Raw genomic sequence first — 17,281 nt, 5'->3', positions numbered from 1 at the left:
GGGTTCGACCGGTGCTACGGGTTCGACCGGTGCTACGGGTTCAACCGGTGCTACGGGTTCGACCGGCGCCACGGGTTCGACCGGTGCTACGGGTTCGACCGGTGCTACGGGTTCGACGGGAGCTACGGGTTCGACGGGAGCTACGGGTTCGACTGGAGCCACAGGTTCGACCGGAGCCACAGGTTCGACGGGTGCCACCGGCTCGACCGGCGCCACGGGTGCCACCGGAGCCACAGGCCGTACCGGCGCGACGGGTTCGACCGGCTCGACGGGTGCCACTGGAGCCACGGGCCACACCGGCGCGACCGGTTCGACCGGCTCGACCGGTGCCACCGGAGCTACGGGCCGCACCGGCGCGACGGGTTCGACCGGATCGACGGGTGCCACTGGAGCCACGGGCCGCACCGGCGCGACGGGTTCGACCGGCTCGACGGGTGCCACCGGAGCCACGGGCCGCACCGGCGCGACCGGTTCGACCGGCTCGACGGGTGCCACCGGAGCCACGGGCCGCACCGGCGCGACCGGTTCGACCGGCTCGACGGGCGCCACCGGAGCCACGGGCCGCACCGGAGCGACGGGTTCGACCGGCTCGACGGGGGCCACCGGAGCCACGGGCCGTACCGGAGCGACGGGTTCGACCGGCTCGACGGGCGCCACTGGAGCCACAGGCCGCACCGGCGCGACCGGTTCGACCGGCTCGACCGGTGCCACTGGAGCCACAGGCCGCACCGGAGCGACCGGTTCGACCGGCTCGACGGGGGCCACCGGAGCCACAGGCCGTACCGGAGCGACGGGTTCGACCGGTTCGACCGGTTCGACGGGTGCCACCGGAGCCACGGGCCGCACCGGCGCGACCGGCTCGACCGGCTCGACCGGAAGCACGGGCGCGACGGGCGCCACTGGAGGCCACCATCACCACCACCATGGTCACGATCATCACCATGGTTACGACTCGGCGGATGCGACGAGATCGAACGGCGGCGCTGGAGCTGTGATCGATCAGGGATCCGTCAGCACGGGGATGGACCCGGTCTTCGCTCAGTCGACTCAGGGTTCGAGCGTGTCCGACATGGATGTCCTGAGATCGCTGGGAGACCTCATCAGCCGGTTGATCTCCAACAACGGCTCGGTGAGTGGCCTACTCAGCGATACGGCCGCGCAGCAAGACATCCTGACTCTCATGAACGCGTTCCGGCTCGGCGGAAGCTCGGGCGACGCGACGACCCAAGCGAGCGCCTCGCTCGGAGCGAGCCGGTCGACGGCGGGTGGCGCGTCCTCGAACACGTCCTCGCCGACCGATCTGCTCAACAATCTGGGTCGGCCGAGCTGACTGGGGTGACATGCGGAGGGCGCCTTTCCGGGCGCCCTCCGGAACAGAGAGGCCGCAGCTCGCCGCTGCGGCCTCTCCACGTTCGGCGCAGGCCGCGCAGGGCGAGGCGAGATGCGTCCGGCGCCCGAACCGCTCCGGTGCCGGACCGCCACGGAGACCACGAGCGGTGCGCATGGGGGCGGCATCGGTGTTGCGCGGGTGGCTTCGATGCGCCGTGGCCGCGCGCATACCGAATGGTAATTCTTGGTCCCGACCGACGGCGACGTTCCCTCGGCAGCGCCAGACGCACCTCACGCCTGCGGGCAGACACCGCCCACACGCACGGAAGCCCTCGCCGACCGTCGCATCCAGCAGCACCTCGCGACACGGGAAGGCCTGCGACCTCGTCCGGGATGGCCTCAGCGGCTGGTCGACCAGACGTCGGCATAGCCCAGCCGGTCCGCGGCCCCGTCGTCCGGCACCTGACCGAGGGGCGGTTCTGTGCCCTCCGAGATCGGGATCTCACCCCATGCGAGCTTTTCGAGCCGGGACGATTCGGTCCAGATCGTTCCTGCCGACAGATTGATGTTACACCGCGCGAGCTATACTACCCGGGGAAGATATGGCAACATAGGCGTCTTATCGGCGCCCTGAAATCTGTAATATATCAACGAAGTCCGGTTTTCATGTGCGCCATGCGTCCGGACGGGGGTACTGAAAATTCTTGTCAGCCGCTCGCCTCTTTGATCGGGAGAGAACGGGACCATGGCAAAAATTGGCTTGTCCATGATAGTCAAGGATGAGGCGCGCGTGATCGAGCGCTGCCTCGAGAGCATGCTTCCTCTGATCGACTACGTGCTCATCTCAGACACCGGATCGACGGATGGCACCCAGGACATCATTCGTTCCTGGCTCGAGCGGAATCATGTATCGGGGGACGTCGTCGAGGAGACGTGGCAGGACTTTGCCACAAATCGAAGCTCGGCTTTGCGCCATCTCAGAGCGCGGAACGTCGTCAAATACGCCTTCGTCATGGACGCGGACGAAACGCTCACCTTCGACGACGGTTTCGACCCGCAGAAATTCAAAGCGTCTTTGAGCCATGATTATTACAACGTCGAGATCCGACGTGGCGGCATAAGATATTGGCGCCCTCAAATCATGTCGAACGAAAGGGATTTTTACTACAAGGGCGTGCTGCACGAGTATATCGAGGCACCGGACGGCGTCACATCGGGAGACGCCATCGGATTTCACATCGCATCGGGCGCATCGGGCGGCGCCCGAGAAAAGGATCCGGACACTTATCGCCGCGACGCCCGCAGATTGGAGGACGCCCTCGATGTTGAGAGCGACAGTTTCCTTCGATCAAGGTATACGTTCTATCTTGGCCAAAGTTACCGAGACAGCAATCAGCTCGAGAAGGCCCTGGATGCCTATCTCGCACGGAGCGAGATGGGTTATTGGACCGAAGAGGTGTACATCAGTTTATTGGAAGCCGGCCACCTCATGGATCGTCTCGGCCGGCCCGTCGACGAGATCGCTGACGTCTACCGACGCGCCATAGCGGTTTGCGGGACTCGCGCGGAAGCCTTTTACCACATCAGCGACCTCTATTTTCGACACGGCCGCAACGAGGAGGGCTTCGCTGCGGCCAAAGCGGGTTCTCATCTCGTCGAACCCGCAGGCGGACTCTTTCTTTCCAAATGGGTCTACGATTACGGCTTATTGGACAAGCTCGCCATCAACGCTTACTGGGCGGGACATTATAGCGAATGCTTAGAGGCCTGTCTGAAGCTTCTGGCGGACAACAGGCTCCCGCTGTCGGAACGCGCTCGGGTCGAGGCCAATGCCCGTGCGTCGTTGACGAAGATCCAGGACGAGAAGACCGCCGTCCGTCTGGGCTCGCGCGCGACGCCGAATTTCCTTGAGCAGTACGAGATCGGCCCCGCGCGGGAGCTGAAACCCGCCGCCGCAGATGCCCGCGTGCTGGTCGCGATATTGGCGAAGCAGATGGCCGCAGCGCTCCCACTCTATCTCGACTGCTTGAGAAATATGGATTATCCGAAATCCAAGATCGTACTTTATATAAGAACCAACAACAATACGGATGAGACGGAGAACATCCTGGCGCAGTGGATCGAGACATTCGGCGCTCAGTATGCGGCCGTCGAGTTCGATGCCAGCGACGTCGAAGATCCCGTCCAAACCTACGAATTGCACGAGTGGAACGCGACGCGGTTCCGGGTCCTGGGGCGCATCCGTCAGGAAAGCCTTCAACGGACGATCCATCATGGATGCGATTTCTACTTCACGGCCGATGTCGACAATTTCATTCGGCCAAACACGCTTCGCGAACTGGTGGCGCTGCAGCTGCCCATCGTGGCCCCCTTTCTACGATCGGTGGAGAGAGGAAGCTATTACTCGAATTACCATGCGGCGGTCGACGATCAGGGATACTACAGTCATTGCGACCAGTACGATTGGGTGTTGAACCGCTGGATCACAGGTGTCGTCGAAATGCCGGTGGTCCATTGCACCTACCTCGTCCGGACCGACGTCATCCCGCTGCTCAACTATCAGGACGGAACAGACAGGCACGAGTATGTGATTTTTTCCGACAGCGCTCGGAAGAGCAATGTCGTACAGTACATCGATAATCGTCAGATCTACGGCTACATGGCGCGCGATGACATACGAAGCGATACCGAACAGGCGCGCATCCTGCTAAGCCGCAGCCCGACACATGCGGGATAGGCTGATCTCACGTCGGAGCGTCGCTTTTGCTGGAGGTTTATACATGATAAGCCTCGGCCGTACCAGAGCAGGCAGCGCTCCGATCCTGGCGAATCCTGTCGAAGTCCGGGGCGAATGGCTCGCGCCGCCACGGTCGGCCGCGCTCGTGATCGGCCGCATGCGGGAGGCCTGCTGCTCCGGCATCCGTATGGTGTCCGATCGGCAGCCGCAGATAATACGGATCGAGAATTGCCCTGCCGGTCCACCCGCGGTCTGGCTGCATCGGGATGCGAGCGATACTGCCATCATCCATGTCGACGTGGGCGAGCGTGCTTGGACCCAGTTGGCCTATCAGTTCGGCCACGAACTGGGTCATGTCGTGAGTAATTCTTGGGACAGCGAAGCGAAACCCAGCGCGCCATGCCAGTGGGTTGAAGAAATGATCGCTGAAAGCTTCTCGCTCCGCGGTCTCGCCAACCTGGCGGCGGATTGGGAGAGGACCCCGCCGTTTCCGGGAGATGCGGGCTATGGGAAGGAGATAAGCCATTATCGAGATAACATTCTGACCCAGTACAATCAGATTGCGTCATCTCAAGGCCTCGGAACGTCCAGCTCTTGGTTCGACCGCAATAGATCGGCCTTGGAGGGTTTCGTCGGACTGTCCGACCATGCGAAGGCGGCGGTTTCCATACTTCTACCCGCCCTGATGGCGCGTCCCGCACTGTTGGAAGACATCGGTGCGCTCAATCGCTGGCCGGAACGGGCGGCATTGCCTCTGGGTGCGTATCTCAGTCGGTGGCGTGCGAGTTGCAAGAGCCTGGGATCGGCCGGTTTATTACCCAATTTGATCAAGACGACGATCTGCTCGCGCTGATCGGGATCGATCTCTGCTCATCCGGGTTTGCACAGTCCTCGGCAGCGGCGCCTCGTCTCTGGAGGTCTTGCCAGCCGTGAGGCGGCAATCAGGGGGCCGCATCGTGGGAGCGGCGCAAGTCTTCGACACGGGGCGAGCCGGTCGACAATCCGCTCAAGGCGACGGCGGCACGTCCGAACGGCGAAACGCTCCTGGCCCTTGTCGGGAGTCGCGACCGCGAGGGGGGTGGCGATGCCGACGCAGGCGCTTCGGTGGACCCGATCGGCGCGAGGGTCGCCGCCCCGTTTGCCGCTCGTCCCGCGACCGGCGGCAGACGCGGAGTTTCTTGGCAGAACTGGCGACGACCGCTTCCGATTCCTGAATGGGCAACTGATGCAGGAGCAAGGTTCTTGCGAATGTTGTCCAGTTGCGTCAATAATAGTCTTCCTTGCATCAGCGAGGCGGGATCGAGATGCGCATCATTGCCTCTATGACGACGATACCGTCCCGTATCGCGGAGATCGAGCCCGTCATCGAGTCTGTTCTCCATCAGGACGTGGCTGTCGATCGTCTGGAGATCAATATTCCGTTCCATTGCAAGCGCAATGGAGAAGAATACATTCTTCCGGATTGGCTCGTTTCGGAAGGTCAGATCGCGGTTTTTCGAACCGATGATTATGGGCCGATCACGAAGATCGCCCCCACCCTGCTCCGGCATCGACATGACGATGCGTACATATGGTCGGTTGACGACGATTGCCGATATCCGCGAAATCAATTGAGATTGCTGACATCTATCTGTGGTCCGAACGAAAATCGGATACTCACCCGTTATGGAGGCAACCTGAAAGAAGGAGGTCTCTTCGAACCCTGGTACGGGCACGGCGCATGCACGATGCTCGAAGGGTTTGGTGGGGTCCTGTATCCTCCGAATTGTATCAAGGACGATTTTGATCGATATTTAGTCGACACATCAAGCGATAAATTTTGTCGCGCAAATGACGACATCGTTTTAGCCATGTATTTCAATCATCATCAGGTGCCAATATTCTTGCACAACGTCCCTTCTGACGATGTTCCGTATATGGTCGAAGGCTGGATGGCGCACGCCGATCGAGATGCGTTGTCGACCGGTGGGCACAATGTGGCTTATGAGGGCGCTTACAAATTTATAACAAACTACTTTATTTGCAATTCATCGTGACGGATGGAAGGCATCTGGCGCAGGTTCGATTGTCGCACATCGTGTGGATGACTTTCAGGCAGATGTAAATGCGCCTCTGTCCGCCAGATTGCTCCTGTCGCAGCCGCACATCACGCGTTATCATGAGCTCTCCACTTGGATAACTCGAATTGGCTTTGCGGATCGGGAGCGGAAAGCAGGGAGTCCGGAACCAGGCCAATACGATCACCGTACTGCGGTTTGTTTGATATTCGGACGGAAAGTCAATGTCTTGAGGGGAAAATCTAAAATTTCAATTTCTTGATACAAGCAAAAGATTTTTCGTATTACGCGCGATCACGCAAGATCTGGCTCGACAAGCCAAGTTATCAAAAATATCGCTCTGTGTTGTTGCCTGCTCTTTCGAATCAAGATTTTTCGATGTCCCGTGTGGCCGAGGCACAAGACGATGATCGATGCCGACCGGAATGTCCCCGTTCACATCATCAACCTGGATCGCGACGCTGAGCGATTGAAAACATTCATGCATCGCAACGATTTCCTCCAGGTTGTCCGGCCGGACGCTGTCGAAGGCCGAAACCTGGATCGCGACGAACTTGTCAGGACCGGGATGATCCATCGAGATTTGCGCTATACAAATCCAGCCTTGGGCAATGCACACTCCCATATCGGTCTCTGGACCAAGGCAGCGGACGAGGATGTCTGTGTAACGATTGCGGAAGACGACGCGATTTTTTCGAGAGATTTTCATGCCGGGGCACGCACAATTCTGGACGCGCTTCCCTCCGATTGGGATGTCGTTCTTTGGGGGGTGAACTTCGACGCCTTTCTCTGGCTTGAGGTTGTCGAAGGGGTTCGCTGCAAGCTGCAGTTCGAACAGGATGATCTTCGCGCTCGGGTTGCAGAGTTCCGTGATCGTGCCGGGCTGAACGTGCCGCTCCGTTTGCGTCATAGCTTCGGGGTAATGGCGTACACGGTTTCACCCCTCGGCGCGAGAAACCTCATGAAGATCTGTCTTCCGCTTTCCAATCAGCTGATCGAATTTCCGGGCTATGGGGTCGTGATCGAAAACAACACGATCGATGCGGCAATGAACGCGGCTTATCCGAGTCTCAAGGCATTCGTTTGCATCCCACCACTGGCCATATCGGAAAATCGCCACGAGTCGTCGACCATTCAGGGTGCAAAGTAAGGAATAGCTTCTGCTTTTAATCGAAAATGGATCGTATTCATTCAATAAAAGTGAGCCGGCAGCCTGCCGTCTTAGTGTCGTCCCCATAACGATAGCGCGGCCCGGCAGGATGTGTTCACGGCTCCTGCCGGAGGCGCCGATGGATCATTTCTGGCTGACGGACGAGCAGTCTGCGAAGATCGCTCCGCACCTGCCCACCGATACGCGAGGCAAGGAGCGCGTCGATGACCCGCGCGTGATCGGCGGCATCGGTCACGGGCTGAAATCCGGCGGACGTCGGGCGGACGCACCGCGCGAGATCTACGGCCCGAAGAAGATCGTCGACCGTTTCATGCGCTGGGCAGGCAAGGACGGGCGGTCTGTTCGAAGCTCTGGCTCAGGCTGGCGGACCGCCGGCCCAGGGTCTGATCGACCCATCCGGGGTGGAGGCCCATCGCTGTTCCACGGGAGGCGAAGGGGAGAACCGATGCGGGCAAGCGGGCGCTCGCGCGGTGGACGCACGGCCGGGATCCACGCGCCCCCCCGACCGCGCCTGCCGCCCGCTCGCTTTCCTGCTGATCGGCGGGCCGATCGCCGACTGCACGGCTGGTGCGGCCGCTTCCTCGGCAGCCCTGCGGACGACCACGGCCTTATTGGACCCTTTGCGCGCACAGTCGTTCTGCCACGGCGCGCCACGCTTTGACCAGCTGTCGACGGCTTCCCGGGTAATGCTCCACGAGAAGAGTCATATCGACAACGCGTTCGGCGTCGAAAATGCAATAACCGGCCTCTCTCTCACACCAAGCTGCAAAGCTTCGCCCGGATCCGTCGAAACCAAGCATGATCGGCCAGACGATCCTCTCCGACGTGCCGCCACTTTCTTCACGGTAGACAACCCGCATCTTACGCTGCTCGCGCATCGCGCGGCGGCACTGCGCCAGATCGAAGCGCGTGGCGACCGAGGGAGGGCCGGAGGCGACGTAGAAACTGCTGTCGTCGAGAGCCGGCCGCAGGGTCGGTGTCAGCACGCTATCGATCTTGGCGAGAGCATTGCGAACGGCCTCAGCCAGGGCGGCGTCGGTCTGACGGCTCACCCATTCCGCACCGATGACCAGTGCGTGCAGTTCCTCTTCGGTGAATGAGAGCGGCGGGAGCAAGAAACCAGGGCGGAGAGCATAGCCGACGCCGGCCTCCGCATCGATGTCGGCCCCCATGGCTTGCAGAGTCGCGATATCCCTGCGGATGGTGCGCAAGGAGACGCCGGCCTCGCGAGCGAGCACCGCGCCCGCCACCACCCCTCGGTGACGGCGGAGACGCTGGAGGAGATCGAAGAGACGGTGACTGCGCGACACGGCTACCCGATCGTGACGACCACTTTGCCGCGCAGCTTGCGGCCCGCCTCGATTGCCGAGATCAGCGGAATAGCTTGCGCGAGCGGCACGGTTTCGGCAATCGGCAGAACCAGCGTCCTGTCATGGGCTGCCTTTGCCAGGCGGTCGAGCAGGTCCGCACGTGGCTTTCCGACGATCGGTTTCATCCGCCGGTCGAACACGGCACGCAAGAACCGTACGGGCGTAGGCTCGACCGTGGTGAAGGTGCCGCCCTTGCGCAGCAGGCCGATACCGGTTGACGTCGAGAGCGTTCCTGCAGCATCGAACACCACGTCGAATACCTCGGAAATCGTCGATGCGGCGGTGACCCGATAATCATAGACTGTTTGGAGCCCGAGCGAGCGGGCACGCTCGATCCCTTCGGCGCCACAGCTGCCCGACACCTCGGCGCCGAACATGCGTGCGATCTGCACGCCGGCCTCTCCGACCGCACCCGAGCATCCATTGATGAACACGCTCTGACCGGGCCTCAGTCGCGCCTTGTCGATGAGGCCATTCCAAGCCGTGACGCCCGCCGTCCCGAGGCATGCGGCCTGCTCGAAGGAGACGGTCGCCGGCTTTTTCGCGAGCGCGGCTTCCTTGGCAATGACGGCTTCGGCCAGTGAACCGGCCTCCTTGAAGCGCGCCATGCCGAAGACCGCGTCGCCGATCTTGAATCGGGTCACGTCGGCCCCGACCGCGGTGACGGTGCCGGCCAAGTCCAGACCCATTCCACGCGGGAACGATCGCCCGGTCACGATCTTCATCGCCCCGTTGCGGACCTTCCAGTCGATCGGGTTGAGCGCGGCGCGACGGACGGCGACCGCCACTTCGTCCTTCCCTGGCGTTCCCAGCGCAAACTCTTCGAGCCGCATGACTTCGGGACCGCCGTAGGAGTGATATTGAATGCGTTTCATGGACTCGCCTTTCACCCGAGGCGGCGTCCTACGACGCCGTGGTGACAATTTCTGTCACCATCGTGGAAGCGGGAGCGGCGGACGGCATCCGCCCGCGTGGGTGCGCGCCCTGATGGCGGAGGCGTACTGGCTTCAACAGCAAGTCAGGGAGCGCTCGGCCGCTGATTGACCCCGATCCATGATGCAGTCCGAACCTTCGCGATCGAGACGTGGTGGATAGATCGCAGTTCCTGTTTGAGATCTGGATCGGAATCTCTGTCAGATCTGGCGTGAGTCGGGCCGCAACGTGTGCGACGATGGTCGGTCGGAGGCTGAACGTCGGCTTCTGGACGACGATCTACGGTCCGCTGTCCACCTTAAGTCGAAGGTGTCGGAGGGGCGGTGAATGGCTGCGTCCGGGTGTCGGCGAAAGCTGGCGGCACGGCTGGCAGGGGTTGGGTGCGGACCGGCGGCGCAGGGTAGAATCGCGACAGACTGCTTTGGGGAGCAAAATCACCAGAGGAGCTGATTGTCAGGCTTGTCAGCTGCCAGGCGAAAACAGCTTCTAGTTGCCAAGTCCCGCGCGCTCAATACAACTTGAAATGTAAGGGTTCGACGCTGCCAGTCTGGTAGGGGCGGCTTAATACCCCACAACATATGTTATCGCGTGGGATCACTCATAACGACGTGCAATGCCTGGAGTACACCAAAACCGCGATCGCATTCGCTCTCCGCGCCTTCTGATTGCCGCCGGCCTGGCTGTGACCATCGTGCTGTGCGGATGCGCGGGCTTGGCCGTCGTGGGCCTGCGCGACGCAGCTTGGCAGCAGGCAAAGATCGGTGCCGAGACCCTGCTGGACAGCCTGACACGGACGCTCGCGCGCGACTTTGAACTCTATGGATTGTCGTTGCAGGCTGTGGCCGATCGCCTGAGCGACCCGATTCTCGAGGACGTTTCACCTCAGGTCCGGCATCTTGCCCTGTTTGATCGGGCGGCAACGGCCTCAGGCTATGGAGCCATTTTCGTCCTCGACGCGCAGGGTGATGCATTCCTCGACTCCGGCTCTTTGGTGTCGCGTCGGGTGAACGGCGCCGATCGGGCCTACTTTCAGGTGCATCGCGACAGTGATGTCGGCCTGTTTGTAGGACGACCATGGCGCACGCGGATCAGCGGTCGAGAAATGATCCCGATGAGCCGTCGCTTCTCCTATGCTGACGGAACGTTCGCCGGCGTCGTCGTCGGCGCGATCGAGCTTGCCTACTTCGAGGCAGTATTTGCTCGGCTCAATCGAAATCTCAACCTTAAGATCACCGTGCTGTTCCATGGCGGCAGCGCTATCACAAGCGGGCAGGTGCCTGCGCAATATCCAGCTGCTGACCCTCTCGATGCGCAGACGCTCTCGGCGATTGCGAAGGCCGAACATATCACGCTCATCTCATCCCTTGCAGGAGCGGAAGCGCTGCATGTTGCGCACCGGGTGGGGACATTGCCGATGCACGTCGTTGTGTCGGTCCCGATCGGCACGATCAATTCAGCTTGGCAGGGCCGCGCCATGGCACTCGTCTTGATTGTTGGCACGCTCGCCATCGCTCTCCTTTGCCTTCTACAGCTACTGCGAAGCGAGTTGCGGCGCAGGGCTGCCGCGGAGGCAGAACTCGCCGCCCTCGCGTTGACCGATGCGTTGACCGGCATTCCCAATCGCCGCCACTTCGACCGGAAACTTGCAGAATTGGAGAGCGTCTCGTTGCACGAGCCGTGCGCGCTCGCGCTGATCGATGTCGATCGCTTCAAGGCCTTCAACGACCATTCGGGACATCCAGCCGGTGACCTGGTGTTGAAGGCCGTTGGAGCAGAATTGGCGAAGTGTGCAGCGCGCGCCGGCGGTATTGCCTTCCGGATCGGAGGGGAAGAATTTGCGGTCGTCTTGACCGGGGTCGAAGAGGCTTGCGCGCAGAAAGTCGCGCACGCTTGCCGAGAATCAATCGAAGCCCTGGCGTTGCCCCATGCCCTGAGCCCTCTCGGCATAGTCACAGTGAGCGTGGGGCTGCTGTATGCTGACCGCCGGCCCATGATGGCCCAGACGGAGTGGCTGAGCCTCGCAGATGCCGCGCTCTACGAAGCGAAGCGAAGGGGACGCAATCAAGTCCGCACGATCGATAACGTCGCCGGCAAAACAGAGACTTCGCGTGCCTCATCTCGACTGATTGCGCCCGAAGAGCTCCTTTCCGCCTGACCGGTGATCGGCAAGTCCTGCTTCGGCGGCATCCTTCGGACTTCACACTACGATCTGCGGCGTCTCGGCGAATCGACCACTTTGCACCTTGAACCAAAGCTGCCCGACTGCGAACCGATGGCTGCTTTCGGGTTCTGCCTTCAGCGTCTCCTAAGACCGGTATGGGTCGCGTCCGGAAACGCGGCTCGGGATGGGTTTCCGCCGGTCCGTTTTCGGGTGGCCCGCAATGCTTGAATCATTAGATTATATACAATAGACGGGCGGACCCTCCAATCTCCGCCCTCCTATGGCGACCTGTGGACCGAGACCGCGGATGCGACCGCTTTTTTCGACTGAGGGCCTCCACCCCAGGATCGCCTTCCGTCGATGGCGGGAGATGATGTGCGATCAGATGGTTCCGAACGAGATCCGGAATCTTGACGCTGCGCCGTTCCACGGCCGGATCGAGGTCACCGCGATCGGAGCGTTGCCGATCACGCGAAGCGTTCAGAGTTCCACCCGGACCGAAGTGACACCCGAGGCGGTGCGGCGGAACGGCCGGGGTGACCGCCTCTACGCGGTCTTCAGCCAATCCGGCCGCCATGCCGTCCAGCAGAACGAGCGTGAGGCGCTGGCTCGGGCCGGCGATTTCGTCGTGCTCGATCATCGACCGGGCGTGAGCGAGATCGAGACCGGCACCTTCCTGATCCTCGACCTGCCGCGGGAGCGCCTGGAGAGCGTGCTGGGCCCGTCTCAACTGTTCACTGCCCTCGCGGTCGAGGCCAACCTCGCCTCTACGATGCTCGCGAACACCTACGTCCAGGAACTGATCCGGGTGGGAGATCGGCTCAACCCCGACGGTGCGGCGCGCATGGCGTCGATCGGGATCGATCTCGTCGTGGCCAGTCTCGCCGAACGGTTGGCGCAGGCGGTACCCCGCTCCATACACGGCAACGCCACCGTCCAGCGCGCCAAGGCCTACGTCGAGGCGCACTTGAGTGACACGACCCTTGACCCGCCGAAGCTCGCCGCCGCGGTCGGCGTGTCGCTGCGCCGGTTGCAGGAGCTGTTCCACGAGCGCGACCGGCACATCTCCGACTACATCTGGGGACGCCGGCTAGAGGCGGCAGCCAAGCGCCTAGCCGATCCGGCCTGCGCCCACCTGTCGATCGGCATGCTGGCTTACGGCTGCGGCTTCAGCAGCCAGGCGCATTTCGCGCGCCGCTTCAAGGATCGCCACGGCATGAGCCCGCGTGACTACCGGCGGGCGCACAGGTAGGATGGGCCGTCGGCCGCATCCGTTTTCGGGCTGTCGTCCGAGTCCGCCGAGTGGCCGAATTGGATCGGAGACGGACCGTCCGCTCTTACTTCGACATTGCCCCGACCGGCCCGCTCCGGGTCGGCCGGATAGGGGCGCCGACCGCCGGGCTGATCTTTGTCAGTCGCTCGGATGACGGGAAACCCGACGGCGTGACGGTGGCCATCGATGGGACGACGACCGTCCGCGCCGCCGCCCGCACGCTGACGCACGCGCGGCCCGTCGCCGTTCCGTTTGTGGCCGGTCGACCAGCAGATGCGGGTCGCTGTCCCGCAGGGCCGCCCCGCTGCCCTCGCCTGCGTCACGGCATGGCTGGACGAGGCGAAGCGGACAGGCGTCGTCCACAGGATCTTCGAGGCCCGCGGCTTCGGTCAGGACGCGGTTGCCTCCCAGACCAGCGCAGCTGGCTCACCGGTCAAGCCGCGTCGGAGCGCCCGTCACACCGCATTCGGGTGGACGGCGGAGGGCCGGGTGCGCGGCTCCGCACGGACGCGAGCCCCGGATCCCATTCGTGGGCGGCAATGGTCCGCTTCCCTGGCCGCACGGGGCCGGCCGCCGGGTGAAGAGCGGCCACGAACGGGGAGCCTCGATGAGGGGATGCCAGGGCGCACGGCCAGCCGCGCAGACGCATGGGTCGCCCGATCCGCCCCATGACGTCGATGGTTCACGATCCAACACGTCGGAGTTGCGAACCGCCCGCGTGGCTTGCTGCCCAGGATTGCTTGTGGAACCGTGTGGGCCTGGGAGAGGTGACAGATGCTCCGCACCAAGCGTTCCAAGACGAAGCGCGATCTGAGATGACGGCTGAGGGTCCGCCCGACAAGATGGCCGAGGTTGCTGGACTGGCGGCCGCCATCGCCGACCACATCCTCGCGCAGCACGAGGCCGGTCTCACGATCCCGCCGGACCAGTTCAGGATGCTCGTGAGCGCCGCCCGGATGCTCCTGGACAACGGCGTATCGTGGCCGCCATCGGTGACATACCTCGTGATGGAAGTCGCCCGGCGGGTCGAGGAAGCCGAGCCTCCGCCCAAGGGCGACGAGGTCGTGGCGCACCTGACGCGGGCGCTCAACGCGGCCAAACCCACCTGAGGCCTGCCTGAGGCGCACCGTCACGCGGCGGGCGCGCCGATTTCCTGCGGGATCGGCGCCCTATATGGGCCCCATGCCCACACTCGGCCTCAAGCTCCCGCTCCGGATCTGCGTCCTCGAGAACGCCGCCTGCGTCGAGGATGCCGGCGGCCGGCGCACCGGCTACGTCTACTGGGACGAGGGCAGGCCGGGAGGAGGCAACAGTGCCTTCACCCGCGCCGAAGCCATCGAGCAGGTCCGGATCATCGCGAGCGCCTGGGCCGGCGCCCTGGTCCACAGCGGCACCCTCGACACCGGCCCGGCACCCGAGCCGGGCGCCGCCGCCGCCGAGCCATCTCCGGAAGGCTGATCGCTCCCGGTAAAGCGGGATCCGCTACAGGCCGGCGCCGCTCACGTACGAGACCGGCGCGCCCGAGCTCGTCGCGGAGGCCGCCACGGTGGCGGCGATCCAGTCGCCGTCGCCGGTCGCGGGCACCCGGCACGCCCGTGCCATGGCCCACATCTGACGGCGCCAGAGCCAGAGGCGGAGGGTGTGGATGAGGTCGTACACGGCCGGCCCCCCATGCTGTCGCTCCCGTCCATGTGGGGCGCGCGCTCGGTCCGCTCAAGCGTGCGGCGCCCTCATGGCCGCGTTCGGATGCCCCGCACCTAAGCGGCGACGTGCTTCATCACGAAGTGGAAGCCGAGTTCGGGGTTCTTGCTGAAATCGGCATCGTAGAATGCATTCTCATTGCCGGAACCACGGCAAAAATCCTTGAACTGAAACATGCTCTTCGGGACGAATTCGAGCCCGTGCTGCCGGACAAGCTCGCGCCACCACGTCTCCGGCTTGACTGTAGGATGGTAGCTCACGCCGTTGGCGACATCGTCGTATGTCGCGGCGGAGCCCACGAAAAGACCGCCGTCGGCCAGATGAGATTTCACATTCGCAAACAGCTGAGGAAGCAACGATTCCTCGATGTGCTCGAGGACCTCCCACATCGTGATGACGTCAAATTTGGCTTTCGTACCCGTCTTCTGATCTATCAGAGAAAATGGCTTGGTAATATCGCATGTCTTTAGATAATCTGGAATGATAGACCATTCGGCGCGCTGCGCGCGAAGGGAGTAATCGCTTCCCTCGATTCCGAATGCCGCGTTGCCTCTGATGAGGAAATCGAAGACGAGGCCGCCCCCTGCGCAGCCGAGGTCCAGGGCGGTGACCTTTCGGCCGAAATGGCTTTCGATCGCATGACAGAACCGCTGATTGCGTGTATTGTCATCCTTTGTTCCGCGCGGAACCGTGTGATCGTTGCTCTCGTAGGCGATCGGATGATCTGTCACGAGACAGAAGTTGTTTTTCGGCGCCAACTGAACGACGGCGAGGCGCCTGACATCTTGCATCTGTGCGAGCTGCTGCGCGTGAGCCGCCATGATCTTGCTGTCGAGGGCGGCGTAGAGCTGGCGGCCCACATCAAGAATCTGCTGGGTGATGAATTGCTTGTCTTGGTCGTTCATCACAAATTCCTGACGATCGATCTCGGTGTGACGCGGCGTGGCTGAGCCCGAATTTATCCCAGATCCTGTATCAAATCTTTACGCGACGGTCTGAATCCGGGGCGCGAAGCGGCGGCGCCCCGCCCGACGGCGCGCTTCGTCCGGGACCTGCGTCCGGGACCTGCCGCCAGCCCGGTCCGAAAGGCCGACCGAACGCCTCACGCCCCCGCCCCCGGCAGCCCGGTCCAGGCCTCGCGGATGAGCGCGAGGCGCTGAGCGGCCCGCGCCGCGTCGGCCTCCGCGACCTGGTGGAGGACCGCCTCCAGCGCCTCGGATCCGCCGAGCGCCGCGGCCGCCGCGCCCTGGCGGCGCATGGCGGAGCGGTGTGCCCGCATCGCCGGCCCCGCCTTCGGCCCCGTTTCGATCCCCTCCAGGGTGGCGATCAGGGCCGCCGCGAACGGGGCGACGTCGCGCCAGGACGCCGCTGTGGTCGCCGCTGTGGTCGCCGCCGAGGTCGCCGGCTCGGGGGAGGCGGCCTGCGCCGGCGGCGGCGCGGAGAAGCTGGTGGTGAGCGGTCGCTTCATGACGAACCTCCACGGGCGCGATATCTAAGGGGGATCGGCCGGCGCGGAGCTGTACGAGGAGCGCATGGCCGAAAGGCGGAAGGCCACCGGATCCGGCGAGGACGGCCTGTCGCGCCACATCCTCCCCAATGCCGGTACGATGGTCGGTGTCTGCACCACGCTGATCGGCCTCGTGAAGATCGCCGAGGGCTGGATCGGGCCGAGCCACGTCGACGAGGCCGCCGCCCTGACGGCGGTCCTGTTCCTGGTCAGCGCGATCGCGTCCTACCTGTCGATCCGTCTGGGGGATGTCAGCGACCTCGCGATCCGCCTGGAGCGCTGCGCCGACATCTGTTTCGTCATCGGGCTGATCGGCCTGACGCTGATCTCGGTTCTGTTCGCCTACGAGACGATCTGACGGCGTGCCGCAGGGAACCGTCGGGCAGGGCATCGGGGTCGGTCAGCGCCGCCGCGAGGAGCGCGAACAGACCGAGATGCAGGGCGAGCGCCGCCGAGCCGGCATCGTGCAGGGACCACAGGCCGGCCGCACCGACCGCCATGAGCGGCGGCCCGGCCACGTAGACGAGGCTCCGCCACGCGGCCGCGGGGCGTCCGAGGCGCCAGAGGCAGCCGGCCAGCGCCGCCAAGGCAAACCCGCCCTTGATCAGCGCCATGAAGCGGATCACCCGCACGAGATCGGGGTCGATTTCGGCCGCAGGGGAGCGTCCGGCCGCGATCCAGGCCAGCGGAAGTGCGAGGACCGTCAGCGCGGCCAGCATCAGGCGCGCCGGAGGGGCGCTGCGCGTCGCGCGCCCGGCCGCGGCCGGGATCGTCATCGCCTGAACCCGCATCGGCTTCCTCCTGCGCCCCGCTCCGATCGGAATCGAGTCTAGAGCGGCATCCGATCATGTTGGATCATATGCGTCGTAGCCTGCGGCGGCGAGATAGCGGCGGCATTCGGCTGGCGTGAAGCGTCTGAAGGCTCGTCGGATAGTGTCCCAGAGGTCGCTGATCGTGCGAGCAGCCTCGGCACGAAGAATGGCCTTGAGCTTGGCGAAGGCGCGTTTCATCGGGTTGAAGTCGGGGGAATAGGGCGGGAGGT

16 protein-coding genes and 2 pseudogenes are annotated in these 17,281 nt (G+C 63.4%); 11 read left to right on the top strand and 7 right to left on the bottom strand.

What is annotated here, in order from left to right:
• Positions 1-1,021 precede the first annotated feature (1,021 nt).
• The 6 genes and pseudogenes from I53_RS34160 to I53_RS31620 all read left to right on the top strand — a co-directional run.
• Complete coding sequence (locus tag I53_RS34160) at positions 1,022-1,330, top strand: hypothetical protein (RefSeq protein WP_162483074.1); 309 nt, start codon at positions 1,022-1,024, stop codon at positions 1,328-1,330.
• A gap of 744 nt (positions 1,331-2,074) precedes the next feature.
• Complete coding sequence (locus I53_RS20970; RefSeq protein WP_043354289.1) at positions 2,075-4,066, top strand: glycosyltransferase family 2 protein; 1,992 nt, start codon at positions 2,075-2,077, stop codon at positions 4,064-4,066.
• 43 nt (positions 4,067-4,109) lie between these two features.
• Positions 4,110-4,919, top strand: coding sequence for a hypothetical protein (locus tag I53_RS31630; RefSeq protein WP_083936117.1), 810 nt, complete (start codon positions 4,110-4,112; stop codon positions 4,917-4,919).
• Positions 4,920-5,370: 451 nt separating this feature from the next.
• Positions 5,371-6,102, top strand: coding sequence for a hypothetical protein (locus I53_RS33460; RefSeq protein ID WP_148291211.1), 732 nt, complete (start codon positions 5,371-5,373; stop codon positions 6,100-6,102).
• Positions 6,103-6,529: 427 nt separating this feature from the next.
• Complete coding sequence (locus tag I53_RS31625; protein ID WP_083936116.1) at positions 6,530-7,273, top strand: glycosyltransferase family 25 protein; 744 nt, start codon at positions 6,530-6,532, stop codon at positions 7,271-7,273.
• A gap of 139 nt (positions 7,274-7,412) precedes the next feature.
• Positions 7,413-7,866, top strand: a pseudogene (locus I53_RS31620) (IS5/IS1182 family transposase); the annotation flags it as partial.
• Between the two features lie 36 nt (positions 7,867-7,902).
• Here I53_RS31620 and I53_RS20960 read toward each other — a convergent pair.
• Both I53_RS20960 and I53_RS20955 read right to left on the bottom strand, forming a co-directional pair.
• A complete protein-coding gene (locus I53_RS20960) occupies positions 7,903-8,604 on the bottom strand; it encodes a YafY family protein (protein WP_043354288.1) in 702 nt (233 codons plus the stop codon).
• Between the two features lie 2 nt (positions 8,605-8,606).
• Positions 8,607-9,539, bottom strand: a complete 933-nt coding sequence (locus tag I53_RS20955) for an NAD(P)-dependent alcohol dehydrogenase (protein ID WP_043354287.1) — start codon at positions 9,537-9,539, stop codon at positions 8,607-8,609.
• Positions 9,540-10,318: 779 nt separating this feature from the next.
• On the opposite strand from I53_RS20955, the gene I53_RS20950 reads away from it, so the two are divergent.
• The 4 genes from I53_RS20950 (at position 10,319) to I53_RS20935 (ending at position 14,489) form a co-directional block, all read left to right on the top strand.
• On the top strand, positions 10,319-11,752 hold the full coding sequence (locus tag I53_RS20950; protein WP_251982392.1) for a diguanylate cyclase domain-containing protein: 1,434 nt from the start codon (positions 10,319-10,321) through the stop codon (positions 11,750-11,752).
• Between the two features lie 313 nt (positions 11,753-12,065).
• A complete protein-coding gene (locus I53_RS20945; RefSeq protein ID WP_043354284.1) occupies positions 12,066-13,010 on the top strand; it encodes a helix-turn-helix domain-containing protein in 945 nt (314 codons plus the stop codon).
• Positions 13,011-13,846: 836 nt separating this feature from the next.
• Complete coding sequence (locus I53_RS20940; RefSeq protein ID WP_043354282.1) at positions 13,847-14,140, top strand: hypothetical protein; 294 nt, start codon at positions 13,847-13,849, stop codon at positions 14,138-14,140.
• A gap of 73 nt (positions 14,141-14,213) precedes the next feature.
• Complete coding sequence (locus tag I53_RS20935) at positions 14,214-14,489, top strand: hypothetical protein (protein ID WP_043354294.1); 276 nt, start codon at positions 14,214-14,216, stop codon at positions 14,487-14,489.
• Between the two features lie 24 nt (positions 14,490-14,513).
• On the opposite strand, the gene I53_RS34155 is transcribed toward I53_RS20935, so the two are convergent.
• The 3 genes from I53_RS34155 to I53_RS20925 all read right to left on the bottom strand — a co-directional run bounded on the left by I53_RS34155 (position 14,514) and on the right by I53_RS20925 (position 16,200).
• Positions 14,514-14,690, bottom strand: coding sequence for a hypothetical protein (locus I53_RS34155; protein ID WP_164706397.1), 177 nt, complete (start codon positions 14,688-14,690; stop codon positions 14,514-14,516).
• Between the two features lie 98 nt (positions 14,691-14,788).
• Complete coding sequence (locus I53_RS20930; RefSeq protein WP_043354281.1) at positions 14,789-15,637, bottom strand: methyltransferase domain-containing protein; 849 nt, start codon at positions 15,635-15,637, stop codon at positions 14,789-14,791.
• Positions 15,638-15,834: 197 nt separating this feature from the next.
• Positions 15,835-16,200 carry a hypothetical protein gene (locus tag I53_RS20925; protein ID WP_043354279.1) on the bottom strand — a complete coding sequence of 122 codons (366 nt, stop codon included), beginning with the start codon at positions 16,198-16,200 and terminating at the stop codon, positions 15,835-15,837.
• A 64-nt stretch (positions 16,201-16,264) separates the two neighbouring features.
• Here I53_RS20925 and I53_RS20920 point away from each other — a divergent pair, with 64 nt between their 5' ends.
• The gene (locus I53_RS20920; protein ID WP_043354278.1) at positions 16,265-16,597 is read left to right on the top strand and encodes a hypothetical protein; all 333 of its coding nucleotides are present in this window, start codon (positions 16,265-16,267) and stop codon (positions 16,595-16,597) included.
• Here the strand turns inward: I53_RS20920 and I53_RS20915 are convergent.
• Together I53_RS20915 and I53_RS20910 are read right to left on the bottom strand one after the other, a co-directional pair.
• Entirely contained in the window at positions 16,539-17,030 is a 492-nt protein-coding gene (locus I53_RS20915; protein ID WP_251982391.1) for a hypothetical protein, read from the bottom strand. The genes I53_RS20920 and I53_RS20915 overlap by 59 nt on opposite strands.
• A 54-nt stretch (positions 17,031-17,084) precedes the next feature.
• Positions 17,085-17,281: pseudogene (locus I53_RS20910) on the bottom strand (IS630 family transposase); the annotation flags it as partial.

This window comes from Methylobacterium sp. B1, assembly GCF_000333255.1.
GTDB classification, from domain to species: Bacteria; Pseudomonadota; Alphaproteobacteria; order Rhizobiales; family Beijerinckiaceae; genus Methylobacterium; species Methylobacterium fujisawaense.
The sequence above is the reverse complement of the archived record's forward strand: the minus strand, read 5'-3'. Positions and strand labels throughout refer to the sequence as shown.

Coding starts and splice junctions, on each gene's coding strand:
- I53_RS20945 (WP_043354284.1), top strand. CDS start 12,066: ATGCGACCGCTTTTTTCGACTGAGGGCCTCCACCCCAGGATCGCCTTC.
- I53_RS20930 (WP_043354281.1), bottom strand. CDS start 15,637: ATGAACGACCAAGACAAGCAATTCATCACCCAGCAGATTCTTGATGTG.
- I53_RS31625 (WP_083936116.1), top strand. CDS start 6,530: ATGATCGATGCCGACCGGAATGTCCCCGTTCACATCATCAACCTGGAT.
- I53_RS31630 (WP_083936117.1), top strand. CDS start 4,110: ATGATAAGCCTCGGCCGTACCAGAGCAGGCAGCGCTCCGATCCTGGCG.
- I53_RS20940 (WP_043354282.1), top strand. CDS start 13,847: ATGACGGCTGAGGGTCCGCCCGACAAGATGGCCGAGGTTGCTGGACTG.
- I53_RS20915 (WP_251982391.1), bottom strand. CDS start 17,030: ATGCGGGTTCAGGCGATGACGATCCCGGCCGCGGCCGGGCGCGCGACG.
- I53_RS20970 (WP_043354289.1), top strand. CDS start 2,075: ATGGCAAAAATTGGCTTGTCCATGATAGTCAAGGATGAGGCGCGCGTG.
- I53_RS33460 (WP_148291211.1), top strand. CDS start 5,371: ATGCGCATCATTGCCTCTATGACGACGATACCGTCCCGTATCGCGGAG.
- I53_RS20935 (WP_043354294.1), top strand. CDS start 14,214: ATGCCCACACTCGGCCTCAAGCTCCCGCTCCGGATCTGCGTCCTCGAG.
- I53_RS20920 (WP_043354278.1), top strand. CDS start 16,265: ATGGCCGAAAGGCGGAAGGCCACCGGATCCGGCGAGGACGGCCTGTCG.
- I53_RS34160 (WP_162483074.1), top strand. CDS start 1,022: ATGGACCCGGTCTTCGCTCAGTCGACTCAGGGTTCGAGCGTGTCCGAC.
- I53_RS20955 (WP_043354287.1), bottom strand. CDS start 9,539: ATGAAACGCATTCAATATCACTCCTACGGCGGTCCCGAAGTCATGCGG.
- I53_RS20925 (WP_043354279.1), bottom strand. CDS start 16,200: ATGAAGCGACCGCTCACCACCAGCTTCTCCGCGCCGCCGCCGGCGCAG.